General features: G+C 42.8%; 20 protein-coding genes and 1 tRNA gene. 3 read left to right on the top strand and 18 right to left on the bottom strand.

Annotation, left to right across the window (positions count from 1 at the left end):
* The 3 genes from B5D55_RS08075 to B5D55_RS08065 are packed head-to-tail and all read right to left on the bottom strand — an operon-like array spanning position 1 to position 3,330.
* Complete coding sequence (locus B5D55_RS08075) at positions 1-1,356, bottom strand: flagellar hook-length control protein FliK (protein WP_078933500.1); 1,356 nt, start codon at positions 1,354-1,356, stop codon at positions 1-3.
* A 51-nt stretch (positions 1,357-1,407) separates the two neighbouring features.
* The gene (locus tag B5D55_RS08070) at positions 1,408-2,028 is read right to left on the bottom strand and encodes a periplasmic-type flagellar collar protein FlbB (protein WP_234975407.1); all 621 of its coding nucleotides are present in this window, start codon (positions 2,026-2,028) and stop codon (positions 1,408-1,410) included.
* A 24-nt stretch (positions 2,029-2,052) separates the two neighbouring features.
* On the bottom strand, positions 2,053-3,330 hold the full coding sequence (locus B5D55_RS08065) for a hexokinase family protein (protein WP_078933499.1): 1,278 nt from the start codon (positions 3,328-3,330) through the stop codon (positions 2,053-2,055).
* 87 nt (positions 3,331-3,417) lie between these two features.
* On the opposite strand from B5D55_RS08065, the gene B5D55_RS08060 reads away from it, so the two are divergent.
* On the top strand, positions 3,418-5,424 hold the full coding sequence (locus B5D55_RS08060) for an ATP-dependent helicase (RefSeq protein WP_078933498.1): 2,007 nt from the start codon (positions 3,418-3,420) through the stop codon (positions 5,422-5,424).
* A 52-nt stretch (positions 5,425-5,476) separates the two neighbouring features.
* Here B5D55_RS08060 and B5D55_RS08055 read toward each other — a convergent pair whose 3' ends face one another.
* On the bottom strand, positions 5,477-7,129 hold the full coding sequence (locus B5D55_RS08055) for an ABC-F family ATP-binding cassette domain-containing protein (protein WP_078933497.1): 1,653 nt from the start codon (positions 7,127-7,129) through the stop codon (positions 5,477-5,479).
* 20 nt (positions 7,130-7,149) lie between these two features.
* Entirely contained in the window at positions 7,150-8,856 is a 1,707-nt protein-coding gene (locus B5D55_RS08050; protein ID WP_078933496.1) for a DEAD/DEAH box helicase, read from the bottom strand.
* Between the two features lie 116 nt (positions 8,857-8,972).
* Between B5D55_RS08050 and B5D55_RS08045 the strand changes: the two genes are divergently transcribed.
* Positions 8,973-10,076, top strand: a complete 1,104-nt coding sequence (locus B5D55_RS08045; RefSeq protein WP_078933495.1) for a class I SAM-dependent methyltransferase — start codon at positions 8,973-8,975, stop codon at positions 10,074-10,076.
* A 48-nt stretch (positions 10,077-10,124) separates the two neighbouring features.
* Here B5D55_RS08045 and rpmE read toward each other — a convergent pair whose 3' ends face one another.
* The 6 genes from rpmE to rpsT all read right to left on the bottom strand — a co-directional run bounded on the left by rpmE (position 10,125) and on the right by rpsT (position 15,041).
* Positions 10,125-10,334: a 50S ribosomal protein L31 gene (rpmE, locus tag B5D55_RS08040; protein WP_078933494.1), complete on the bottom strand. Its 210-nt coding sequence runs from the start codon at positions 10,332-10,334 to the stop codon at positions 10,125-10,127.
* Between the two features lie 153 nt (positions 10,335-10,487).
* Positions 10,488-12,311, bottom strand: a complete 1,824-nt coding sequence (gene rho, locus B5D55_RS08035; protein ID WP_078933493.1) for a transcription termination factor Rho — start codon at positions 12,309-12,311, stop codon at positions 10,488-10,490.
* A 120-nt stretch (positions 12,312-12,431) separates the two neighbouring features.
* Positions 12,432-12,872 carry a bactofilin family protein gene (locus B5D55_RS08030; protein WP_078933492.1) on the bottom strand — a complete coding sequence of 147 codons (441 nt, stop codon included), beginning with the start codon at positions 12,870-12,872 and terminating at the stop codon, positions 12,432-12,434.
* A 14-nt stretch (positions 12,873-12,886) separates the two neighbouring features.
* Positions 12,887-14,365: an apolipoprotein N-acyltransferase gene (lnt, locus tag B5D55_RS08025; protein ID WP_078933491.1), complete on the bottom strand. Its 1,479-nt coding sequence runs from the start codon at positions 14,363-14,365 to the stop codon at positions 12,887-12,889.
* Entirely contained in the window at positions 14,366-14,677 is a 312-nt protein-coding gene (locus B5D55_RS08020; RefSeq protein ID WP_078933490.1) for an HU family DNA-binding protein, read from the bottom strand. It abuts the gene before it with no gap.
* 79 nt (positions 14,678-14,756) lie between these two features.
* Positions 14,757-15,041 carry a 30S ribosomal protein S20 gene (gene rpsT / locus B5D55_RS08015; RefSeq protein ID WP_078933489.1) on the bottom strand — a complete coding sequence of 95 codons (285 nt, stop codon included), beginning with the start codon at positions 15,039-15,041 and terminating at the stop codon, positions 14,757-14,759.
* Positions 15,042-15,201: 160 nt separating this feature from the next.
* Between rpsT and B5D55_RS11485 the strand changes: the two genes are divergently transcribed.
* Positions 15,202-15,375: a hypothetical protein gene (locus tag B5D55_RS11485; protein WP_143593279.1), complete on the top strand. Its 174-nt coding sequence runs from the start codon at positions 15,202-15,204 to the stop codon at positions 15,373-15,375.
* Positions 15,376-15,442: 67 nt separating this feature from the next.
* Here B5D55_RS11485 and B5D55_RS08010 read toward each other — a convergent pair whose 3' ends face one another.
* From B5D55_RS08010 to B5D55_RS07975, 7 genes are all read right to left on the bottom strand, one after another.
* Positions 15,443-16,204 carry a lysophospholipid acyltransferase family protein gene (locus B5D55_RS08010; RefSeq protein ID WP_078933488.1) on the bottom strand — a complete coding sequence of 254 codons (762 nt, stop codon included), beginning with the start codon at positions 16,202-16,204 and terminating at the stop codon, positions 15,443-15,445.
* 54 nt (positions 16,205-16,258) lie between these two features.
* Complete coding sequence (locus B5D55_RS08005; RefSeq protein WP_078933487.1) at positions 16,259-18,718, bottom strand: helicase C-terminal domain-containing protein; 2,460 nt, start codon at positions 18,716-18,718, stop codon at positions 16,259-16,261.
* A gap of 53 nt (positions 18,719-18,771) precedes the next feature.
* A tRNA-Glu gene (locus B5D55_RS08000) sits at positions 18,772-18,843 on the bottom strand.
* A gap of 89 nt (positions 18,844-18,932) precedes the next feature.
* A complete protein-coding gene (locus tag B5D55_RS07995) occupies positions 18,933-20,180 on the bottom strand; it encodes a hypothetical protein (protein ID WP_078933486.1) in 1,248 nt (415 codons plus the stop codon).
* Between the two features lie 178 nt (positions 20,181-20,358).
* On the bottom strand, positions 20,359-21,435 hold the full coding sequence (locus tag B5D55_RS07985) for a flagellar filament outer layer protein FlaA (RefSeq protein WP_078933484.1): 1,077 nt from the start codon (positions 21,433-21,435) through the stop codon (positions 20,359-20,361).
* 107 nt (positions 21,436-21,542) lie between these two features.
* Positions 21,543-22,013 carry a GerMN domain-containing protein gene (locus B5D55_RS07980; RefSeq protein ID WP_078933483.1) on the bottom strand — a complete coding sequence of 157 codons (471 nt, stop codon included), beginning with the start codon at positions 22,011-22,013 and terminating at the stop codon, positions 21,543-21,545.
* Entirely contained in the window at positions 22,010-23,077 is a 1,068-nt protein-coding gene (locus B5D55_RS07975; protein WP_078933482.1) for an N-acetylmuramoyl-L-alanine amidase family protein, read from the bottom strand. The genes B5D55_RS07980 and B5D55_RS07975 overlap by 4 nt, the downstream gene beginning before the upstream one ends.
* Positions 23,078-23,084 lie beyond the last annotated feature (7 nt).

The raw sequence follows: 23,084 nt of genomic DNA, 5'->3' as shown, positions 1-23,084 counted from the left end.
TTATGCCACAATGTTTACAGAATTCAATGCGGAAAACGCATAATTTTCCTCAGTTTCTAAGTCACCGTCATACTGACCGGCTGTATAATCTCCGTACGTATGCATCATTCTAAAATGCGCGTCACTGTTCCGGTGCTGTTCCTGCTGACCGGAAGTATTCTGCCCTGCAAACTGAAGGTCAAAACCGGCTGTTTCAAATCCGCTATTAATAAACGCCTGGCGCAGACTGTCTGCACTTTCCTTAAAGGCGTTGTAAGCCTCTGCGGAAGCGACGATAATCCTGCCTGTGATGTTTTTTTCGGAAATATGAAGGTCTATTTTTACGTTTCCAAGGCTTTCAGGATTAAGGACAAGCTTAATCTGCCCTACATCGTTATCCTTAAGAATTATGTTTCCTGCCTTAACAAGCTCCGGCGCACTCTGCTGAATTTGATTAGTAAGCATTGCCTGAAACTGAGAACCGTTCGCACTGGCAGTCTGACTATTGGACGAAAGGATATTCATCTGAACAGAGTCCGCTTTTGCAAGGTCAAGCGTCATTTCTGCCGTGTTTCTGTCGTATTTTACATCAGTGATTTTTAACTGCGATTTTTTTTCGTCAGCTTTTTCCAGCGCAAAATCTGTTTTTTCTTCACTGCGATAGTCAGTTACTTTTATTTTTCCGTCTTTATCAAGGGAAAAACGTTTCGGTTTTTCCGCCATAACGGCTGGAATTTCGCTATCTTCAAGAGAAAATTCTGCATTATCCTGCGGAACAGATAAAGGCTGAGGTGCTTCTGCTGTCTGCGGAACAGTATTTTTTGCAAAAAGCGCCTGCTGAACGGAAGCATCCGCAGAAATTATTTCAGAAGCAGCATCATACGAACGCTCTGCATTCAGCGCGTCCGAAAGTTCTTCTTTACCGGCGGATGGTAATTTTTTCTGCACAGTTTTTTCTTGTTTTACAGAAAGCGTTTTTGTGTTTTCAAGGCGTCCGCGGTTCTTCCCTTCTTCAGGCGCGGTGCTTTTTACAGATTCCGCGATGCGCTCCTTTACGGAAGAAACGTTTTTCTTTTCGTTGTCTGCGTTTGTGCGGTGAATTTCTGCTGTTTTTTCATGAGATTTAGCATCAACTTTCTCTTCCGTATCAGAAACCGGATTATCACCAGAGTCCGCCTGAACTGTTTTTTCAGTCGGAACATTCTTTTCCTGAACAGAATCCTGTGTACGTGCATCCTTTATCATATCGTCAAAGGATTTTTTTACCGCAAACGAGTCTGCCTGTCCTGCATCCGGCTTAACGGAAACAAGTTCCGTTTTAGGTGCGGCGGCTGCGTAAGAAAGTGCTGCAGTTTGATTTAAAATAGCTGCTTGCATTGCAGTTCCTCCAAAAAACTATCGGACTAACTGCAATGTCAAGGTGAACGGTTAATTAAGGGAGTCTGGTTTACTCAGCATTTTACGCTGAATTTCAGCCGCCCTGTCAGGAGGCATAAGTGAAAGCCAGTACGATCCCATAGAAGAAGAACCGCTGCGCTTTGCAATTTCTTCTACTTTGCGCAGGACATCAATAACTGTCTGATCATCCATCGCAATAAGAATATTAACTGCTGCCAACGGCTGCATACCGTTCAGATTCAATGCAATCTGTTCGATGTTTATATTCTTATCATCGTACTGTTTTACCATTTGGTTGAATGTTTTTTCCCGTTCTTCCTGCGATTTTTCGCGGTTTGCAAGTTCGGCGGCAATCTGCTCGTTAAGTTTTTCTTTTTGGGAAATTTCCGCCTCGCGCCTGTCAAGTTCTTCCTTGTACAAGTCAAGAGACTCTCGCTGGCGGTTAAGCCTTTCCTGGTCTATATCGCCGAAAATCGGTTTTGAACTGGAAGCAGTTTCAGAAGTCTGCGGTGTTTTTCCCATCAGTTTATACAGCGGAGTAAAAACCGTTTTTACGCGGACAACACCTAGATAATCGAACCAGAGAAGTCCTCCAAGTGACATAATTATAATGAGCATAAGAAGGACAATTGACTTTCCTAAAGATTTCACGCTGCTACCTCAACCCGTTTTTTTTTAGATAAGACCTGCAATGGCTGTTCCAAGCGTAATGTCATTATCCTGCCATACAACTTCCCAATGAAGGTCACGCTGAACGGTAAGAACTTCTTCAAGATATCCAAGAACGCGGTCTTTTACTTTATATGTTTTATGGAATGTAGTTCCGTTACACAAAATACACACAGGTGCAGACGAGTCAACTCCGGCGCCGCTTTGAACTACACAGGCAGAAAGAATAGCGGCAGCCCGGCGTGCAGAACGTTCTGCAACTGCATCAAGAAGTTCGAATAGAATTTCACCGTCATCCCCCTGCGCATACTGTTTTACAAGGCTGCCCAACGTAGAATCAGCTTCAGGGGCGTGAAGATACTGGTCAAGCTCGATAAGCGTAAGGGAATTAAGCGCAAGCAGTTTTTCGGAAAGCGCACCGGAAAAAAGCCCGTCCTGAGCGGCGCCTTTTATTACAAGAAGCGCAACAGGTCCGAGATACGCTCCGCTGCACGATTTTTCCATATAAAAAGTTCCCGGAGTAACGGTAGTCTTGTCAAACGCAATATCAAAGTCGCTTCGCGTAACGGCTTTTGTTTTTCCTGATTCGCATACGACAATCTGTTTTGCAATGCCTTCGCGCGCCGGCTGAATGTATGCGGCATTAAGTCCTGTTCCAAGAATAAGTCCTATATAGGAAGAATATTTCTTTCCTACCGGAGCAATCGCGTGACCTGCAAGAAGCGCAGCTACAGTATCATTAAGCATCGTAATTTTATTGATTGTTTTCCAGCCACGGCTTTCAAGCTCTGCCTTAAGGCATTCACCGATTTTTGAGCCTACAACTTCCGGTGCTTTTACTTCTTTTGAAAAACCAAGAAGAATTCCGTCGCCGTCTTCAGTAATGCTCATCGGATATGAAAAGCAGAAGCCTATGCAGTCCGCCTTGTTTTTCAAATGGTCAAGATTTGATGCAAACTGCGCAAAAAATTCTTTTTTGGAAAGTTCTTTTTCTACTCCCGGCATCCTAGTCTTTTCCATTTCTGAAATGGAAGCTTCACCGTTTCCGTCAAACGTAACAAGGCAGGAGCGGAAATTCGTTCCGCCGGCATCGATGACAATTACGCTTTTGTTAACTACTTTCTTTTCAGGAGGAAGGCAGTATGTCTTAATCATATCCTCATCGCTTTTCTTCCCTGCCAGACCATTGTTCATATCGTCAAAAATGGCAGACGCCAGCACATTAACATTTTCGTGGCATACAAAATTATGTCTTGTAAAAAAAGAAGCAACAGCAGCTTTCATAAGAAAAATCCTCGTTTGATAAAATAATTTGGAATAGTATACCACAAAAATTGTGTAAATGCTACATATTTGATAGAATGTACAACTATGGCTATTGATTTGGAAACATTAAAAAACGAACTTAATCCTGAGCAGTTCCGTGCCGTTTCAACAATAAACGGCGCAATCCTTATTATTGCAGGTGCAGGAAGCGGAAAAACGCGCGTCATCACCTACCGCATAGCGCATATGCTTGACTCAGGAATTCCGCAAAGCCAGATTCTTGCGCTAACTTTTACAAACAAAGCGGCAAAAGAAATGCAGGAACGCATAAAAGACCTGACGCAGAAAAAACTCCAGAACCTTACAGTTTCAACGTTCCACGCGTTCGGCGTAAAAATCCTCAGGCAGGACATAGACAAGCTTGGTTGGCGCGACAACTTTTCAATCTATGACGAAACGGACAGAACGGCACTAATAAAGGAATGCGGACGGGAACTTCAGTTTTCTCCTGACGCAATGGACATTTATAAAATCAGCCAGTTATTTTCAAACATAAAAACAGGAAGGAAAAACTGGGATAATGCAAACGATATGTACCGCCAGCTGTACGAATCATATCAGGAAGGACTTAAACTGTACAACGCAGTTGATTTTGACGACCTTATCGTTCTTCCCATAAAGCTGTTCCGCGAACACCCGGATGTTCTTGAACGCTACCGGGAACGGTACAAGTATCTTATGGTAGACGAATTTCAGGACACAAGCCACCAGCAGTATGAACTTATGCACCTGCTTGCAGACAAAAACATCGCCGTAGTCGGTGATGACGACCAGTCAATCTACAGCTGGCGCGGCGCAGACTACCAGAACATCATTAATTTTGAAAAAGATTTTGACGTTACTGAAATCCGCCTTGAACAGAACTACCGATCCACAGAAACAATACTTGAAGCGGCGAACGGCGTCATTTCGCACAACACAAACAGAAAGGATAAAAAACTGTGGAGCGGAAACGGCGGCGGAAAACCGATTGAAATTTTTATGCCGCAGAACGAAACGGAGGAAGCAAGTTTCATTGCAGAATCAATTTTAGGAATTGCAATGGAAGACCATCGAAAATATGATGAATTCGGCGTTCTTATCAGGGCGAACACGCAGAGCCGCTTTATAGAAGAAGCATTTCTTGAGTCAAACATTCCATATACGATGAGCGGAGGAACGAGTTTCTTTGAGCGTATGGAAATAAAAGACGTCATAAGCTATCTGCGCGTAATTTCAAATCACGATGATGACATAAACCTTCTTAGAATTATAAACACTCCGCGAAGGGGTATCGGTCGTGCGGCAATCAGGATGCTGAACGAAGAGGCGGAAAAACTGGGAAGCACGTTATGGCCGGCAATTCAGTCGCTCATAAAGTCAGAGGACAGTCCTGCTTCTGATGCGCTGAAAGAAGACCTTGAAAATTTTGTAAATGTCATAGAATCAAACCGCCAGAAAATGCTGAGCGGGCACGGGCTTGCAAAAAAAGTGCGTGATTTTCTTGAAGAAATCGACTATAAATCTCATCTTGTTACCGAATTTTCCAAAAGCGAAAAAGCCGTACGCTTCAAGCTGCTTAACATCGAAAGCCTTTTAAATTCTATGGAAAACTGGGAAAACGACCCGGACAACTACAACGCAAACCTCTTTACTTATCTTAACCGCATAACGCTTCTGAGCCGTGACGATATGGACGATGAAAACGACAAGGGAAAAGTAAACCTTATGACTATACACGCCTCAAAAGGACTGGAATTTCCGGTAGTATTCATTGCCGGCGCGGAAGAAGGGCTTATTCCCCACCAGCGGAGCGTTGATGAAAACGACGGAAACGTTGAAGAAGAACGACGACTTTTCTACGTAGCAATAACGCGCGCCCGTGACAAGCTGCTCATTTCTGCCTGCCAGAAACGGCGTAAAATGCAGGCGGTCGTAGACTGCGTTCCAAGCCGCTTTCTTGACGAAATTCCGGAAAATCTTGTGGAATACCACAATCCGCAGGAACCCGTGTCCGACGAAAAGGCGCGCGACATTCTTTCCAATATGCTTAAGAACCTTCAGAAATTATAAACCATCATAAAAGACATAAAAAAAGGCGGAAACCAAGTTTCCGCCTTTTCATTTATATCCGGAATTTCAGTTTTTTTCCTGTTCCTTTGTACATTTCTTTTCTAAGTTCCGTTATGGAATCATCAGAAATATAGTCATCAAAAGAAGTCATACGGTCAATAATGCCGTTCGGCGTAATTTCAACAATTCTGTTTGCAACAGACTGAATGAACTCGTGGTCGTGGCTTGTAAACAGAACTACGCCAGGGAATGCAATAAGCGCCTCGTTCAGGCTCTGAATTGCCTCAAGATCAAGATGATTTGTAGGATCATCCATTATAAGGACATTCGCACCGGAAAGCATCAGTTTTGAAAGCATACAGCGCACTTTTTCACCACCGGAAAGAACCTTCACTTTCTTAAGCGATTCGTCACCGGAAAAAAGCATTCTTCCCAAAAATCCGCGTACATACGCATCATCCTGCTCTTTCGAATACTGCTTCAGCCATTCGGTGATATTGTAGTCGTTCTCAAAAAAGTGCGAGTTATCGCGAGGAAGATACGTATGACTTGTAGTCTGTCCCCAGAAATATTCGCCGGACTCAGGCTTTTTTTCCTCGTTGATAATGTCAAAAAGCGCAGAAATTGAATTATGTTCTATTCCGACAAATGCAATTTTATCAGTTCTGTTCACTTTAAGACTGAAATCTTTTAAAAGCTGTACACCATCGCTGTCTTTATAACTGATATTCTTAACTTCAAGAACATTGTTTCCAATTTCCCTGTCTGCCTTGAAATTAACGTACGGAAATTTTCTCGTAGAAACAGGCAGTTCTTCCACAGACTGCGCAAGCTTATCGTAGATTTTTTTACGGCTTGTTGCCTGCTTTGATTTTGCTGCATTCGAACTGAACCGAAGAATAAATTCCTTCAAATCTTTCATTTTGTCTTCAGCTTTTTTCTGCTGTTCTTTTGCCTGTCGCTGAAGAACCTGCGTCATCTGATACCAGAAGTCATAGTTTCCGGCGAACTGCGTAATTTTTCCATAGTCAATGTCGCAGATATAAGTACAAACCGTATTCAGAAAATGGCGGTCGTGGCTTACGACGATAACAGTATTCTCAAATTCAAGCAGAAAATTCTCAAGCCAGGTAATTGACTCAATGTCAAGACCGTTCGTAGGCTCATCAAGAACCAGAATATCAGGATTTCCGAATATTGCCTGCGCAAGAAGCACGCGAACTTTCTGACTTTCGTCAAGTTCGCTCATCATTCTGTCGTGAAATTCTTCTTCAAGTCCAAGCCCGGAAAGCATCTGCTCAATCTGATTTTCCGCCTCGTAACCGCCGAGCTCACCAAATTCAGCCTGCATATCAGCAGCTTTCATTCCGTCTTCGTCGCTGAAATCCGGCTTTGCGTAAATCGCATCAATGGCTTTTGTAAGCTCATACAGTTTTGGAAAACCCATCATAACTGTATCTTTTACAGAATATTCATCATAGGCAAAGTGATCCTGCTTAAGGACAGCCATCCGCTCGCCTGTAGAAATTGAAATTGTTCCGCTATCGTGTTCAAGTTCACCGGAAAGAACTTTCAAAAAGGTGGATTTTCCGGCTCCGTTTGCTCCCGTAATTCCGTAGCAGTTACCGTTGGTAAACTTAAGATTTACGTCTTTAAAAAGCGGTTTCTCACTGAACCGGACACTAACATCACTTACTGTAATCAAGTCTGTACCTCAATAAATAATTATCTTCCAAAGAATGATTTTATACGGGCAAACAATCCCATCTTCTGTTTCTGCTGTGCAGGATTTCCTGCGGATTTTGAATACGGACTGTTCTGCCTGTAATTCTGACTACCCTTTCTGTTTCCGCCGGAATGTTTTGACATATTTTTTGACGAACCTTTGCTATTCGGGAGGTTCTTTTTACCAGAGGCAGAATAAGCACTTTTTGCAGAATTTCCGCCGGAATATTTATCCTTATAAATCTTCATACGCTCTTCAAATGAAAGACTTTCCATTTTTTCAAGATCCTGCTTAGAAGCGTATGACTTTTTATATTCTTTTCCGCTCTTTTTATACGAATTTTTCTTAGAGGCGTCCTTTTTCTCATAAGAACTGTCTTTCTTATATCCGCTGCGCTTTGAATCACTGCCAGAGCCGTAACGGGAAGAACGACCTGAGTCAGAATTCTTACGTCCGCCGGAACTGTCTTTTCTGTGACTGCCGTCGCGACGACCGGAACGGTATCCTCCGTGAGTCAGCTCATCGTCATCGTGCCAGTTTTCTGTCCTGATGTACATACCGGCAGACACATCTTCAAGCATCTGTTCAGGATAAGCGACTTTTGCAGGAATCTGCATTTCTATATACCGCTCAATGGCAGGAAGATTGTAAACGTCCTGTTCCGAGCAGAATGTATACGCCTTGCCGGATTTTCCGGCACGCGCAGTCCGTCCTATGCGGTGAACGTAATTTTCTGCTTCGTTAGGCAAATCGTAGTTTATTACCATCGCAAGGTCATCAACGTCAATTCCGCGCGCTGCAACATCTGTTGCAACAAGCATAGTTAGACTTCCTGCCTTAAAATCATTCAAAATCTGAAGACGTTTTTTCTGCGGCAAGTCGCCAATAAGAAAACCGGCTTTTAGTCCGTTGATTTCAAGGCGTTTTGCAACAACCTCGCACGTTCGCTTCGTATTGCAGAAAATAATGACGCTTGCAGGGTTTTCATTTTTTAAAATTCCTACAAGCAGTTTCATCTTCTCATCGCTTGAAACGTGCAGAAGTTCCTGATCAATTTCAGAAACAGTAATATTCTGACAGGCAATTTCAATTTCCTTAGGATCGCGCGTATATTCCCATGCAAGATTTTTTACGTAGCTGTTCAATGTCGCACTGAAAAGCATTGTCTGCCGTTCCTCTGACTTCGGAATGAATTTCAAAATTTTCCGCAAATCAGGATAAAATCCCATATCAAACATACGGTCTGCCTCATCGCAGACAAGGAACGCAACGTCTTTAAGAGAAATATTTCCGCCTTCCTGCAAATCAATCAGACGACCAGGAGTTGAAACAATAATATCAATTCCTGCTTTTACAGCAGCAATCTGCTTTTCATAGCCAACTCCACCGTAAAAACTGAATGCCTTTAGTCCTGCAGGACCTGCAAGTGTCTTTGCCTCTTCCTCTACCTGCACGGCAAGTTCCCTTGTAGGAACTAAAATCAAAGCTTTCTTTCCTTTATTTTCTTCTTTTGAAAGCATTTCTTGTATTATAGCAACAAGGTAAGCTGCAGTTTTTCCAGTTCCTGTCTGAGACTGAACATACAAGTCGGAACCGTCCTGCGATGTCTTCAAAACCTGCTCCTGAACTTCAGTGCAGGTTGAATAACCGGCTGCCGAAAGACCTTCCATCAGCCGCCCGTCCAAATTAAATTCTGTAAAATCCATATTAAACACTATATACTTTTTTTTACATCATAGCAACAAAGGAAAGGCAATACACACTGCCGGTCAGTCCGGAACGGATATTCTATTCATTTGAAAAATGTGATAGACTCCTGCGTATGGAACACAAAGACGAATATCAGGCGGAACTGTTCGTAAACCGCCTGAAAAAAAAATATAAGGAACTGCGCAAATGGGCGCGCAAAAACAGAATAAGCTGCTTCCGCCTGTACGACAGAGACATTCCGGAAATCCCGGTTTCCCTTGACGTATATGAATTTCTGCCGGAAGACATTACGAATACGCTTGAATGCGCCCGCTTTCTTTCCGAGCAGAATGCACGCATAGCGGAAAATGATGTTTCCGTTGAAAAGGAACTGTCTGCAAGACGGTATGCCGTTTTGTACCTGTATGAACGTCCGTATAAAAAACCGCAGGAAGAAGAAGAAAACTGGCTTTCGCTTATGGCAGAAAAAGCGGCGGAAGTTCTGCACACAGACTGTTCGCACATCATCAAGAAAGAACGCCGGATGCAGAAAGGACTGAGTCAATACACCAAAAACGAGAACATTCCGGCAGCCGTAAAAGGCATCGTGCAGGAACAGGGACAGCTTTTTAAAATCGACCTTTCAACTTATCTTGATACGGGTCTTTTCTTTGACCACCGTCCGCTCCGAGCCCATATCCGCGATACAGCAAGCGGCAAATCAGTACTTAACCTGTTCTGCTATACATCAAGTTTTTCCGTGTACGCGGCGCAGGGAAATGCACGGCGCATAGAATCTGCTGACCTTTCAAACACATATCTTTCCTGGTCAAAAGAGAATATGACCCTGAATGGTTTTACAGACAAAAACAAATATATTTTTACAAAAGGTGACTGCGTACAGCTATTGAACGAAAAAAAATCTTCGGCAAACCCGGACGACAGGTTCGACATCATAATCCTTGATCCGCCTACATTCAGTAACTCAAAATCAACGCAGACAATTCTTGACATAAACAGGCAATGGCAGGATTTGGTAAACGACAGCATCGCACTTCTTAACCCCGGCGGACTCCTGTACTTTTCTACAAACAGTACGCGCCTTTCGTTCAGCCAGGAACTTATTACCGGCGCAGGAACTTCCCTTACCGTAACGGACATTACCGCACAGAGTATTCCAAAAGATTTTGAAGGCTCAAAATGCCACCGCGCCTGGAAAATTGCGCTTAAAAAATAAAAAAAAGGCTGTCCGTCAAGGGCAGCCTTTCTCGTATCACAATTACAGTTATTTCTCGTTTTTGATACCGTAGCGCTTGTTGAAACGGTCAATACGACCTGCTGTATCAACAAGTTTCTGCTTACCCGTATAGAACGGATGGCAGGCAGAACAGATTTCAACGTTAATATTTTCAACTGTTGAACGTGTTTCAATTACATTACCGCAAACGCATGTAATTTTTGTCATTTTGTATTCAGGATGAATTCCCTTTTTCATTTTTCCCCCACTGCACTTGCCCGGTAACGCGGAGTAAACTCAAAACGTTACCACAATATGCAATATTAGTTATTAGTGTTGAAATTATATAGAATAGTCCTCTTCTCGTCAATACAGGAAGAACGACCACACAAAGACAAATTGCCGCAATTATTAATTAACAGCCGCAGTTCCTGCATTCATAGATGCAAGGAAGGCTTCGTTTGTCTTACTCTTCTTCATTCTGTCAAGAATCAGTTCAAGAATTTCTGCATCTTCCATAGGATTAAGAACCTTTCTCAGCACCCAAAGTTTCTGAAGTTCATTCTCCGTAAGCAGCAGTTCTTCCCGACGCGTTCCAGATTTTTTTATGCTGACAGCAGGAAACAGACGGCGTTCAGCAAGCTTTCTGTCAAGGTCAATTTCGCTGTTTCCGGTTCCCTTGAATTCTTCAAAAATAACTTCGTCCATACGGCTGCCGGTTTCAACAAGCGCCGTAGAAATAATCGTAAGAGAGCCGCCTTCTTCGATATTGCGTGCTGCACCAAAAAAGCGCTTCGGCTTATGCAGACAGTTAGAGTCAACACCACCAGAAAGAACTTTTCCGGACGTAGGAACAGTCTGGTTATAAGCGCGCGCAAGACGCGTAATGGAATCAAGGAAGATAACAACATCGCGCTTATGTTCTACAAGACGCTTAGCCTTTTCAAGAACCATCTCTGCAACCTGAACATGGCGCGTTGCCTGTTCGTCAAACGTTGACGAAATCACCTCTGCCTTAATCGTACGCTCCATTTCGGTAACTTCTTCAGGACGCTCGTCAATAAGAAGGACAATAAGGTAGACTTCAGGATGATTTGTCGTTATGGCATTTGCAATTTTCTGCATCAATGTCGTTTTTCCGGCTTTAGGAGGCGCAACAATCAGAAGGCGCTGACCTTTTCCAATCGGGCTGAACAAATCAACAATCCGCGTTGAAACTTCAGTGGAAACAGTTTCAAGATGTAATTTTTCTTTTGGATATAAAGGCGTAAGATTTTCAAAAGGAATTCTAGTCTGAGCAACACGCGGCTCGTCAAAGTTTACTGTTTCTATGCGAAGTAGTGCAAAAAAGCGCTCGCCTTCTTTCGGGGAACGCGTCTGTCCGTACACAGTATCACCGGTCTTCAAGTTGAACAGCCTTATCTGGCTCGGCGAAATGTAAATGTCATCCGGTCCTGGAAGATAACTGTTCTGCGGACTTCTCAAAAATCCGTAGCCGTCAGGAAGAATCTCAAGGCTTCCGGAAGCAAAAATAATTCCGCCGTGTTCCGTATGTGCCTTAAGAATAACAAAGATAAGTTCCTGTTTCTTCATCGGCGCAAGATCATCGGAATTAAAGCCGTACCGGATTGCAAGGTCACGAAGTTCGTGCATTCCCATTGCCGTTAAATCATTGATAAGAAGACGCGGTTTTGAAGCATTCTCATCAGTTCCGTCACCGGATGCCTGTAACACCGTAGGATCAACTGCACCCGTAGGAACAGGCATATCTGAATGATGCTCGTTTCGGCTGAAAGACTGGCGCATCTGCGGACGGCGGCTGTTAGCGAACCGTGCAGTTCCGCTTCCCAATCTTTGATTTGGCTGAGTATGGAACGGTTCTGCACTGCGGTACTGCCCTGCCGGATTTCCGTCAGCATCTCCCTGAACTTCTGCTGTTTTTTCCACTGCAGAAACCTTTACAACCCGCTTTCGCGGTCTTACAGTTACTTTCACAGGATTTTCGTGATCAGTTTCCGCAGTCATATCTGAGCCGCTTCTTTCCAGCTCGTAAGAAGATTCTGATTCCTGTGAATAATTTTCCTGTGCGGATGAAAAATCATCATCTTCTTTTGAAATTGAATCAGAGGCTTCATAGGAAACCGGCTGTGATTCAAACTCAAGCTGTGACTGTCCGCTTTCTACAGACTCTTTCTCTGCTGCAGCTTCTTCTGAGCGCCGTCTACGTAAGGCCATTCAAAAACTCCATAAAACATATCGATTGGTTTATAAAACATAAAATATCGGGATTAATATAAGAAATCGAAAAATATGATGAATATTATTGCCTGTAAATAAAAAAAAGTCAACTGTAGTTTACTCAATTACGTCAGAGCGCAAAACCATTGCCTGCTTGTACTCCGCAGAAGCAGCCGAAAAAAGATTTTCTTCAGGCAGCTTGTCAAGCATAGTAATCTGACCTTCAAAATTTACATTATTTTCAATACGAAGTCTGGCTGTAACTATATCTCCTGTTACAGAACCGCCGTTGCAGATTTCAACGCGCTCTGATGCCTCTACAGCACCGGTAACAGAACCTGAAATAACAATCGACTTTGCAGTCATTTTTTCGACCGTACATACAGCACCTTTTGCAATTTCCAGATTGCCGGTAGCCTTAATGCGTCCGTTGAATTTTCCGGTAATTATCAAATCATCACTGAATTCCAGAACACCGTCAAATTCTGTTTCCGGTCCGAAAATCGTCAGAGTGCGTTTTTCGTCATCAAGTTTTTCAGTTACATTTTCTTCTGCCATATTGTCATTCTATCCTATTTTTTTTTCTGTTGCAATGGTCTGTCAATTACAGGAATCGTGCCGAATGCGTATCCTGTACAAAATTCGCCGCATTCAGCCGTAATCCGTCCGCAGGAATCTATTATGCACGTTACGCCACTTGCCGTACTCCTCACCGTCGGAATATGATTTTCTACAGAACGGAATACGGCATTCTGAAGATGCTGTTTCTGCGCACGAGAACTTTTTGCCCAGGCATCATTACTCATATTTATAAACGCACGCGCACCGTTCTGCACAAAAATACGGCAGTCCGCGCCGAAGGAATCTTCAAAACAAATTGGAGAAGCAAAGGCAAGACCGTTCAGAAAGAACACAGAGCGTTCCGTTCCCGGCGTCCACAAGTGAGAATCGCCGTCAAGCAGAAATCTGTAAATATGCGGAAACGTTTTTTCATACGGAAAATACTCGCTGAAAGGAACAAGATGCACTTTTGAATAAACTTCGGGAGCCGGAGGAAGGACATTTTCCCCCGGACGGAACAGAAATGCACTGTTATAATCATTTCCGTCCTGAACATTAAAATTTCCCACCAGAAAAGCGGCATTCTGTCCGTCTATAAATTCCAGAAGTTCAGTAACAAGTTTCTTGCGTTCAGTTTCTTCCGATGCATAATAATGCTTCATAACCGAGGGAACAACAGCTGTTTCCGGCCACACGACAAGTTCTGTTTCAGGGTGGTCCGCAAGCGCCTGTTCTGAGAGCAAAATTAAAGAGTTAACGTCTTTCCTGTAGAAATCAATTCCGCCTTTCCACGGATCAGTATTGTGCTGTATTGCCGCAACTGGCATTCTGCGAAAACCAGCCTGCGCTTTATCAACGGCAGAAACTTTATAGAAACCGTAAACATAGGAAAAAATTACGCCTGCAAAAAGAACTGCAAACTGCGTCAGCACAGGAAAAAAAGCTTTCAGGCAAAATCTGTTTTTCCTGTTATCATAAAAAAAACGGCTCATCTGATACAAAACTACAGAACTAAAATCAAGCAGGGCGGTCACTCCAAAAACACCGGAAAAATCTGCCGTCTGGATAAAATAAATATTCTTATACTGCGTGTATCCGTTAATGCCGTAACTGAAACCTAAAAAACCGACTGTCTTGAAATATTCGTACAAAACAAGAACTGCAAGCTGTACAAAAGGCGCTGCTTTTCCGCAGAACTGCTCTGCCCCTTTCAACACAAGGAACAGAAGTGCGCAGTATACGGCATATACAAAACATACGCCGAAAAGAGCAGATGCACTGTACGTAAAAAGCCAGGTAACATAAAAAAGATAGGAAAAACAACCGTATAAAGCGCCCCAGAGCCATACTGTTTTTGGACGGACAGAATGAACAAGAAAAAGGACAGGAACAAAACAAAACCACGCGGTAACGCTGTTTGAAATTCCAAAAAGAATGGATGCCGCAAGCAGGAAAAAGACAGATTTATACCGTTTCAGAAACAGACTCATCTACTCGTCTTTTATCTCCAGACTGTACAAAGCCTGCTTCAAATCTTTTCCGGCGCGGAACGCAGCTACGTAATGAGGTGCCATAGAAACAATTTCGCCGGTTTTAGGATTTCTGGCCTTTTCACGCCCCTTTCTGAGACGCGGCTCAAAAGTTCCGAAACCGCGCAATTCTATTGTAGAACCACAGGACAAAGATGACTTAATTCCTTCCAGAAATTTATCAACAACAAAAAGAATGTCGGCTCTGTCACAATGAGATTCTCTATAAATCGAATCAACAAGTTCATACTTTGTAACTTTCTTTGATGCCATACCTGCCTCTTGAGCATAAAAAATCCAGTTGGGAATAATCTCAACTGGATTTTCTACTCATCTAAAATAACGTATTCAGTTATTTTGCTGCTTCAGCGGCAAATGAAACATTATACAGTTTCATCATTCTTGACTTTTTGCGAGAAACAGCGTTTCTTGTAAGAACACCCTTGCTGCGTGCACTGTCAAGCTGACTTACAAGCGTGTTAAGAGTCTTTTCAGCAAGAGCCTTATCTTTAGCGTGAACAGCCTCTACAAACTGTCTTGCATATGTTTTGCACGTGCTTTTGATAGCCTTGTTATGAAGCCGTCTGACTTCACTCTGAGCATAACGTTTCTCTGCAGATGTTTTTTTAGTTGCCAAAGGGAACCCCCAAAAATGTTAACTTATTTAGTTATAATATCGAACGGCATTATTTTAGTCAATACTTTATAAGGAAATCAAAACGATTACGCATTGACTAACACACTCATAATCGGTATCATAGAGCCTAATACGTATTAAACTCAAATGGAGGAACACCATGGCTGGAGCAAGTAAAAACTCTCGTTCTGCAGTTGCAACACATAAATTCTTCTGCCCGGATTGCGGCGGAGAAATAGTTATGAAGACTATGTATGAAAGCGGCAGACTTAAGAACATTGCTGAATGCTCAAAATGCAAACGCGTTGAAAGACGTCCAAAGGATTTCAAATAATTTTCCTTTGCATAAAAAAAGGACTGTTCACAAGAACAGTCCTTTTTATTTTACACCCGGTCAAAAACTAGCGGCAGCTGCTTCCGAGCTTACGCCAGTCATCAAGTTGATTCTGTATAAGACGCCTGCTTTCTTCAAGAACGAAAGACTCGTCTTCTTTTGTCTTAGGAGCATCGAATACCTTTAATACTTTTACCCGATAGCAGCCGTTTTTAAGGCTGCGCATAATATGATCCAAATCACGGATTTTTGAACCGCCGTCAACGGCACACGCCACGACAGGAAGTCCGGCCGCTTCGTTCAGTTTCCTGAATCCTGCAGAATAGAATTTTCCTACGTTTCCGTCCCTTGAGCGGGTTCCCTCCGGAAAAAGAACAGGAATCTGATTGTTTTCAAGAACCTGCTTTCCGAATGATTCCATTATTTTCATTGCAACCATAGGACTTCCCTTACGCGGAATCATACAATGCCGGTGCGCACGAAGCATCTCCGACACAAGCGGAATATGCCTTGAAAGATTATCCTTTGCAACAAAACGAAGCTCTTTTTCCCTAAAAAAATTCATAAATGCAGGAATGTCAAAAAGACTCTGATGATTGGAAATTATCATAAACTGTTCCGGCAGCATTTTCTTTGAATCTGAATAGCCGAAAAAAGAAAAATGCCTGTAACAGTTAAGAATTGCAAAAACACGCGGAGCCAGAACTTTTACGATATATTGTGATATAGCACAACTCCATCTCCTGCTTATAGGATACGCAATAATATTCAGCACGGCAGGCGGAATCACAGCACCAAAAAGACAACACAAGGTTATGAAACTATACAATCCATTGCTCCATATTTTTAATTTCAATAATTTTATAAGCAAACACAAACGATGTCAATTAAATATGAACGAAGAAACAGCATCCGCAATTTTTTCCACAGGCTCATAAATACGCCTGCATTCAGGAATACAACTCATAAAAATAGAGCCATACCTTTTTTCGTAAAGGCGGCGGTCAAAAACTACAACGCAACCGCGGTCAGAACCGCGCCGCATAAGACGACCTGCACCCTGCCGAAATTTTATTACGGCTTCAGGAAGACTAAGTTCCATAAAGGAAGAACCGCCCCGGCTCTCAATAGACTCTGCACGGGCTGTAAAAACAGGGTCATTAGGTACTGCAAAAGGAAGCTTTACGATTATCACCTGCGACAAAGATTCTCCAGGTACATCAACGCCCTGCCAGAATGAATCGGTTGCAAACAAAACGCTTGGAACATCTTTCCGAAACAGTTCAAGAAGCCGGGCGTTATCGTCACTTCCCTGACACAGAAGCGGATAGTCAGAATTTTTCAATGCGCGGGAGGCAGCCGCATACGAACTTTTCAGAGAATCATACGAAGTAAAAAGGACGAGCGTTCTTCCGCACGCAGCCTCAATAAGCTTTACAACAGCCGCTTCTATCCACGCCTGAAAGCCGGCAGAATCCGGAAGAGGCGCATCATTCGGAACTGCAAAAAGCATATTCTTCTTATACGGAAAAGGCGAAACAAATTCTCCGCACTGCACGCGTTCCGTATCAGCATACGAAATGCCGGTTCTTTTCATCCAGTATGAAAAATCACGTCCGGTTTTCAACGTAGCCGACGTACACACGACAGATTCCATCGGTTCAAACACGCCGGAATTCATAAGAGGGGCAATATCAAGCGGAGTTTCCGTAAAAGTCACAAAAAACGGACTGCCAGACTCACGGACGGACTCAGACGACATCATTTTCTTCTGAATCCAGAATACCAAATCACGTTTTTCATCCCATACAGAAAAATCCCGCAGGACTACAGAAACATCTTCCAGACGGCGCAGCAGCACCTTTGATTCCCAGAACGCAGGAATTTCCTTATCTTCATCCGCAATGCCTTCCATAATTTCACGGGAAAGCGCAATGAATTTTCCAAGACTCCCTGCCAGTGTAGTAGAAAGCGTAATTACAGGTCCGAATGCACGCGCCGTTTTATCGCATAGCCGCATCGTATATTCCGCCTGAAGCAAATCAAGCGCGGCAACTTCCAGATTTGCTATATCTGATTTTATGCGTGAAACCATCTCATACGCCTCTGCGGCAATTTCTTCATTTGAAGAAAGGATTGCAAGCGTACACAAATAGCCGGTTTCTGAATTCCTGCGCTTCCGATACAGCTGGTTCATCTGCTTCAGAACCTTGAATTTATTAAACGTTTCGCTGAAAAAACTTGTTGCAGCGCTTTCAATTCCATGCGCCTCATCAAAAATCACCCTTCTGTACGGCGGAAGGACGGCGGCATCATCATACGAGCCAGAATGAAGCCTTGACTCAATATCCGCAAACAAAAGATGGTGATTTACGACAATTAAATTCGCACCGAGAGCCTCTTTCCGCACCTTCATTACAAAACAGTCAGTATGATACGGACATCGCATTCCCATACAGGCATCACTTTCAGAATTTATGCGCGACCACACAGAATCCGGCGGCATAAAACTTAAATCACTGCGGCTTCCGGATGGCGTTGTTTGCAGCCATTCCCTAAGCTTGTCAAAAATTTCAGTATCTTCACCGAAAAGTTCACGTTGTGCGCCTGCATCCTCAAAACGTCGGCGGCAGACATAATTCTGCCGTCCTTTCATCAAAAGAAATTTTACGTTTGTTCCGACAATTTTTTCAGCCGCCGGAATATCTTTTTCACAAAGCTGCTGCTGCAAATTGATAGTTCCGGTAGAAATTATGACCCTCTGCTGATTTTGCGATGCCCAAATCAATGCCGGAATTAAATAGGCGTAAGATTTTCCTACGCCGGTACCGGCTTCAAAAACACCAATACCGTTCCGGTTAAAAGCAGCAGCTATTTTCTGCAGCAGCTCAATCTGAACTCCCCTCTCCTCAAAATTCTCCGACATAACAGAAAGAGGTCCTCCGTCCGCCAGATATTCGCCGGCACTCTGCACATCTATCTGTTTTAAGTTTTTTCTCTTAACAGGCTCAACAACAACATATACTTGCGAAACATCGTTATTTACGATAAAAAAACCCTGTGCATTTTCAGATGCATTCTCCGCAACCGCAATATCAGCCTGCGAAGGAGCAAGATTTCCGCCAGGATGATTATGAATGAGTACATCGCACTTTCGGGATTCGTCCATTTGAACCGGCACGGAACGGTCATTTCCGTGAGCAGCATCAGACACGGAGCATACAATTCCATCATCATTCAGCATTCCGGCAAAAAAAACTTCATTTCCATCAAAATCAGCAATAATCTGCCTCATTTCCGAAATAACATCCGGAAAAAAATAAGTTCTGGTATCGGCACTCATAGGAAACCCTCTTATAAAAAAAAAGTCCTTGCAATTTTCATTACAAGGACAGACATCTCCCACGGGAATTGAACCCATGTTGTCGGGATGAAAACCCGATGTCCTGACCACTAGACGAGGGAGACATACTTTTACTCTGCATAACGGTGCGAAATAATATCATACAGAAAAATATAAATCAATAGAAAAGCAAAGACAAAGAAAATCGTACAAACTACACTTTCATATCAAATTTTTCTACAAGTTTTGAATGAAGTGACTCCAGCCCCTCATCCTCAAGTCCAAGTCTTTGTGCAGAAACAACATCGCTCATCGCATTCTCATACTGCTTAAGTTCATAATACGCAATGGCACGGCGGAAAAACGTATGAGACTGATATTCATTTATTTCAAGCGATTTTGTAAAGCACTCCACAGCCTGCTCATATTTATTCTGAATTGAATAGACAATTCCCTCGTAATAAATTGACCGGAAACTGTTTTTGTCAAAAGCAAAAGAACTTTTGAAATCAGCCAGCGCATTCTCATAATCATTCTTCGTAAAATAAGCCATACCACGATGCTTATATATAACGGAAAGAACAATATCGTTCGGAGCAGGTTTTGAATTAATTATCTCTGAATAAATTGAAATCGCAGAATCCAAATCGCCGGTATTGTGAAAATGAATTGCCTGAAGCAGAAGATCGTCTATCGTTCCCTGAACATACGGATTTACACGCTCAATAGGTTTGTTAAAATGCGCGGAAGACGATGACTTTTCGATATTCGTAAGGTCATCTGCGATTTTATAGAAAGAACGGCGGCGTTCATTCATTTCAGTCTGAAGTTTTTTCTGATAATCACGGATTTCCTGAAAAATAATATCAGCAAGACTTAACGAAGCATTCATAGACGCAAGTTTTCTTCTAAGCGGCATATCAAACGGAGTAAATTCAGTTTTGTAAATAAGTTCGTGCTCAACCTCAGCCCAGGCATCCTGCAAAATCGTGCGGATTTGAATTTCACAAACCAGCTCCGGCGGAATTATTACACCGTCAGGAAGATTTTTCGGCATACAACTTTCAGGAATTCCCACAAGCACGTGAACAGACTCGTAGCCGAATTCCTTAAAACTTTGAGAAGCCCCCTTGACTTCAACTTCCTTTACATCAAACAGCCCTTCTATCTGCTCCCGGACAACAGATATGTCCTCAAGAAAAGCGCAGATAATACGTATTCCCATCATATCAGTAAGACAGACTAAAGAATCTGAGCCGGCTGCTTCAACAGGTTTCTGCCGAAGCAGCTTTTTGTAGTAACTCTGAAAACTTTTTATTCTAGTTTTATAAGTGGGCTGTGACGATAACTTTATATTATCCATAAGAACCGAATGAATATTCGACAGTATTGTCCTCAAATACGGCTCATAGCTCTCATATCGCTGTCTGATAGAAACTTTTGCAGGAATGGTTGATTGCATTTTATATTTCCGCCAACAAATAGTATTTGTAAATATTGTAATTCAAAATACTGATATTTACAAACTTAAACAACACAAAAATAAATATGTTACGGCAGATACCGTTAAAAAAAAGCAGGGCATCTTGCAATCATTTAATCACAAGATGCCCTATCTTATAGATACAGAAAACTAACTGTTATTTTGCATCAGCAGCACCATTTCCAGTTGTCTGTGCACTTGGTGCAAGATTTTCTGTAAATGATTCTTCTGTAGCCTGCTTAGCCTTCTCAAGGTAACGATTTACCTGTTTGTTGCCGAATTTAGCCATTTCAGCAGCCTGACGCTCAGACTCTTTCTTGCCGATAATTCCCCAAAGGTCTTCGTCAGCAATGTCGCGGTCTGATGTAAGCAGAGCTTTGTCATAAATAATTCTTACGTCTTTGAAATAACCGATGAAATCACCGCCGATATGGCTCGCATCACGTGTAATCTGGAAACCAGTGAACTTAACAAAAGGAAGTCCTCTTGGATAAATAGGATATACGCGGATTTCACGGTTACGGATTTCAGAAATATACTGCGGGTTGTTCCATGTAAGTGTTTTCCAGCCGTCAAAGCCAAGATAGCCCATAAAATAGCGGCGTTCTACACCGTCTGTATCCTTAAGAAGAACATACAGTCCTTCCGGATAGTTCATACCCATTGTCGTAACGGCGATAGATTTGATTGTACCTACGTTCTTTACAACACCATAACCATCTTCAAAAAGCGTTTTTCCGCTTGCTTTTTCTTCATCAGTAGGTTCCTGGCGGACACCGTTCTCATCAGCTGATGCAAGCGGCTCATAAGCAGGAATCTCAAACGGAGGCTTAATATAAGCATACGCATTTGCATTCCATTCAGGGAATACTACACGGACACCCATAACGCTCTCACCTGCAAACGGCTGTGTTGATTCGCTCTTAACAGGGGCAGCGACAACTGTCGAAAGTCCTAAACTCCTTACCGTGCGAGCAGAAGAATTAAGACTTACTTCCCACCGTGGAAGAGCAAGAGATGTTTTCATAAGATCTTTCTGATCTTCTGTGAATGTGGCACCTGCAGCAGTAGAGAAATCCATAACGGTATGACCGTTTTCTGTCGGGTTTCCGTTTTCATCAGCAACGCAATCTGGTTTTAGCAATGTAAAATCAATAACAGTTGCTTCGTCTGCAAAAGCACAGATACCAGCAAGCAGCATAGAAGCTGCTACAAATAAAAAAGTCCTCTTCATTAGAAGCTCCTTTAAACTATTTCGATGTAGCCTTGTATATTGTTTATTATCTCTTAAGACATTTGTTTTGTCAACGCTTTTATTTCAGAAAAAAGAGACAAAACACATCATTTGTCATCGGCAAAAAGTTCATTTCCTCCGGCAAAAACAACAACCTGTTTTATTCCCGGAAAATTGCGGATTATGTTTTTTTTGAAAAGTCCGCATTTCTTCCTGAAATCAGTTTTTTCTGCATCATCAAGCAGAAAATCATCTGAAATTTCTACGTACAGTACGGAATTCCGCCTGAAGCACGAAAGAACGCACGTTCCGTCAGCAAATATCGGGCGGCAATGCTCTGAAATCGGACCGAGCAGAAGTTCGTCAATATAGTTGCGGATTTTTCCCTGCTCCGGATCGGAAACTAGATACCGGGATTCTATTGAATAAGAACCGGAAGCTGCAGACTCGTAGACAAAAGTCCTTCTGACTCCGGGAAAATGCACTGCCCAAACAATAAAAGAAACTGCCGCAGAAAGGGCAATAACGGCGAGCAGAATATAGGAATGTATGCGTAAACGCGGTATTTTTATTTTCATCGTGCCTGTGTAAATCCTCTTGAGCGCTCAAAATGAGTTACGAACGCCTGTATTCCATTATATATACCGAGCGCCGTCTTTTGCAAGTATGTATCGGAATTCAAATTCAGCGCTTCTTTTTCGTTCGTTACAAATCCGACTTCTATAAGGACGCTCGGCATATTTGCATTACGGACGACAAACCATTCTTCCGCCTTTATGCCGCGTGCCTTAGTCTGGTCACCAATCTGTGCCTGAAGTCCGTCCATAATGAATTTTGACATCAAAATGCTTTCGGTCGTATATTCTTCTTCCATCATAGAGTTCAGTATAGGGAAAAGGCTTTTATCGTCGTCTGCAGCGGAACTGTCTATTACTGTACGGCGGTAGCCCGGAGAAAGATACCAGACTTCGTAGCCGCTTGCTTTTTTATCAAGAGAGGCATTTGCGTGAATGGACACGTACAGTACCGCCTCGCGTTCACCGAGCTTTACATTGTTTGCAATATCAGTGCGTTCGCCGAGCGTAAGAAAAACATCCGTGGAGCGAGTCATAATAATCTGCTTGTCGGGATATGACTGCCTTAAGCGGGAATACAAATTTTTTCCGACGGAAAGAACTACGTCTTTTTCCTGAACTTTTACCTGCTTTCCGTTTACTTTAAAAGTTCCCACAGCACCCGGGTCTTTTCCGCCGTGTCCGGGATCAATTAAAATTGCACCGATTTTAAATCCTTCGCCGTCATTTGAAGGCTTGAGGTAATCGTCTGCAAGTTCAAGGAATTTTTTTGTAACGGTAACCGTTCCGTCCTGAACTGACGGTGCATCGGTGAGCATAATAAGTTCGCTGTCCAAAAGCACAAGCTGTTCGCCTGCACGGAACGAAAGCTGATGTCCGCTGCGCTCCAAAACGCCTGTCTGCGAAAGCGAATCCCAGAAAAATACAATTCCTTCATTTTTAACAGCATCCAAAAGCGGAATGCGCCCTGATGATTGCGGAATACTGTCCTGTGCATTCAGGGCAGCCGTCTGAAAAAAGAAAAAAGCGGCTGCAATAAAAAATATCTGTTCAATCTGTTTTTTCATAACATTC

The organism is Treponema porcinum, from assembly GCF_900167145.1.
Lineage (GTDB): Bacteria > Spirochaetota > Spirochaetia > Treponematales > Treponemataceae > Treponema_D > Treponema_D porcinum.
Note: the sequence above shows the minus strand (reverse complement) of the source record. Positions and strands in the feature narration are given on the sequence as shown.

Bases quoted from the DNA above. Each gene is read 5' to 3' on its own strand.
- B5D55_RS08075 (WP_078933500.1), bottom strand. From the start codon at position 1,356: ATGCAAGCAGCTATTTTAAATCAAACTGCAGCACTTTCTTACGCAGCC.
- B5D55_RS08065 (WP_078933499.1), bottom strand. From the start codon at position 3,330: ATGAAAGCTGCTGTTGCTTCTTTTTTTACAAGACATAATTTTGTATGC.
- B5D55_RS08060 (WP_078933498.1), top strand. From the start codon at position 3,418: ATGGCTATTGATTTGGAAACATTAAAAAACGAACTTAATCCTGAGCAG.
- B5D55_RS08050 (WP_078933496.1), bottom strand. From the start codon at position 8,856: ATGGATTTTACAGAATTTAATTTGGACGGGCGGCTGATGGAAGGTCTT.
- B5D55_RS08045 (WP_078933495.1), top strand. From the start codon at position 8,973: ATGGAACACAAAGACGAATATCAGGCGGAACTGTTCGTAAACCGCCTG.
- rpmE (WP_078933494.1), bottom strand. From the start codon at position 10,334: ATGAAAAAGGGAATTCATCCTGAATACAAAATGACAAAAATTACATGC.
- rho (WP_078933493.1), bottom strand. From the start codon at position 12,311: ATGGCCTTACGTAGACGGCGCTCAGAAGAAGCTGCAGCAGAGAAAGAG.
- B5D55_RS08030 (WP_078933492.1), bottom strand. From the start codon at position 12,872: ATGGCAGAAGAAAATGTAACTGAAAAACTTGATGACGAAAAACGCACT.
- lnt (WP_078933491.1), bottom strand. From the start codon at position 14,365: ATGAGTCTGTTTCTGAAACGGTATAAATCTGTCTTTTTCCTGCTTGCG.
- B5D55_RS08020 (WP_078933490.1), bottom strand. From the start codon at position 14,677: ATGGCATCAAAGAAAGTTACAAAGTATGAACTTGTTGATTCGATTTAT.
- B5D55_RS11485 (WP_143593279.1), top strand. From the start codon at position 15,202: ATGGCTGGAGCAAGTAAAAACTCTCGTTCTGCAGTTGCAACACATAAA.
- B5D55_RS08005 (WP_078933487.1), bottom strand. From the start codon at position 18,718: ATGAGTGCCGATACCAGAACTTATTTTTTTCCGGATGTTATTTCGGAA.
- B5D55_RS07995 (WP_078933486.1), bottom strand. From the start codon at position 20,180: ATGCAATCAACCATTCCTGCAAAAGTTTCTATCAGACAGCGATATGAG.
- B5D55_RS07985 (WP_078933484.1), bottom strand. From the start codon at position 21,435: ATGAAGAGGACTTTTTTATTTGTAGCAGCTTCTATGCTGCTTGCTGGT.
- B5D55_RS07980 (WP_078933483.1), bottom strand. From the start codon at position 22,013: ATGAAAATAAAAATACCGCGTTTACGCATACATTCCTATATTCTGCTC.
- B5D55_RS07975 (WP_078933482.1), bottom strand. From the start codon at position 23,077: ATGAAAAAACAGATTGAACAGATATTTTTTATTGCAGCCGCTTTTTTC.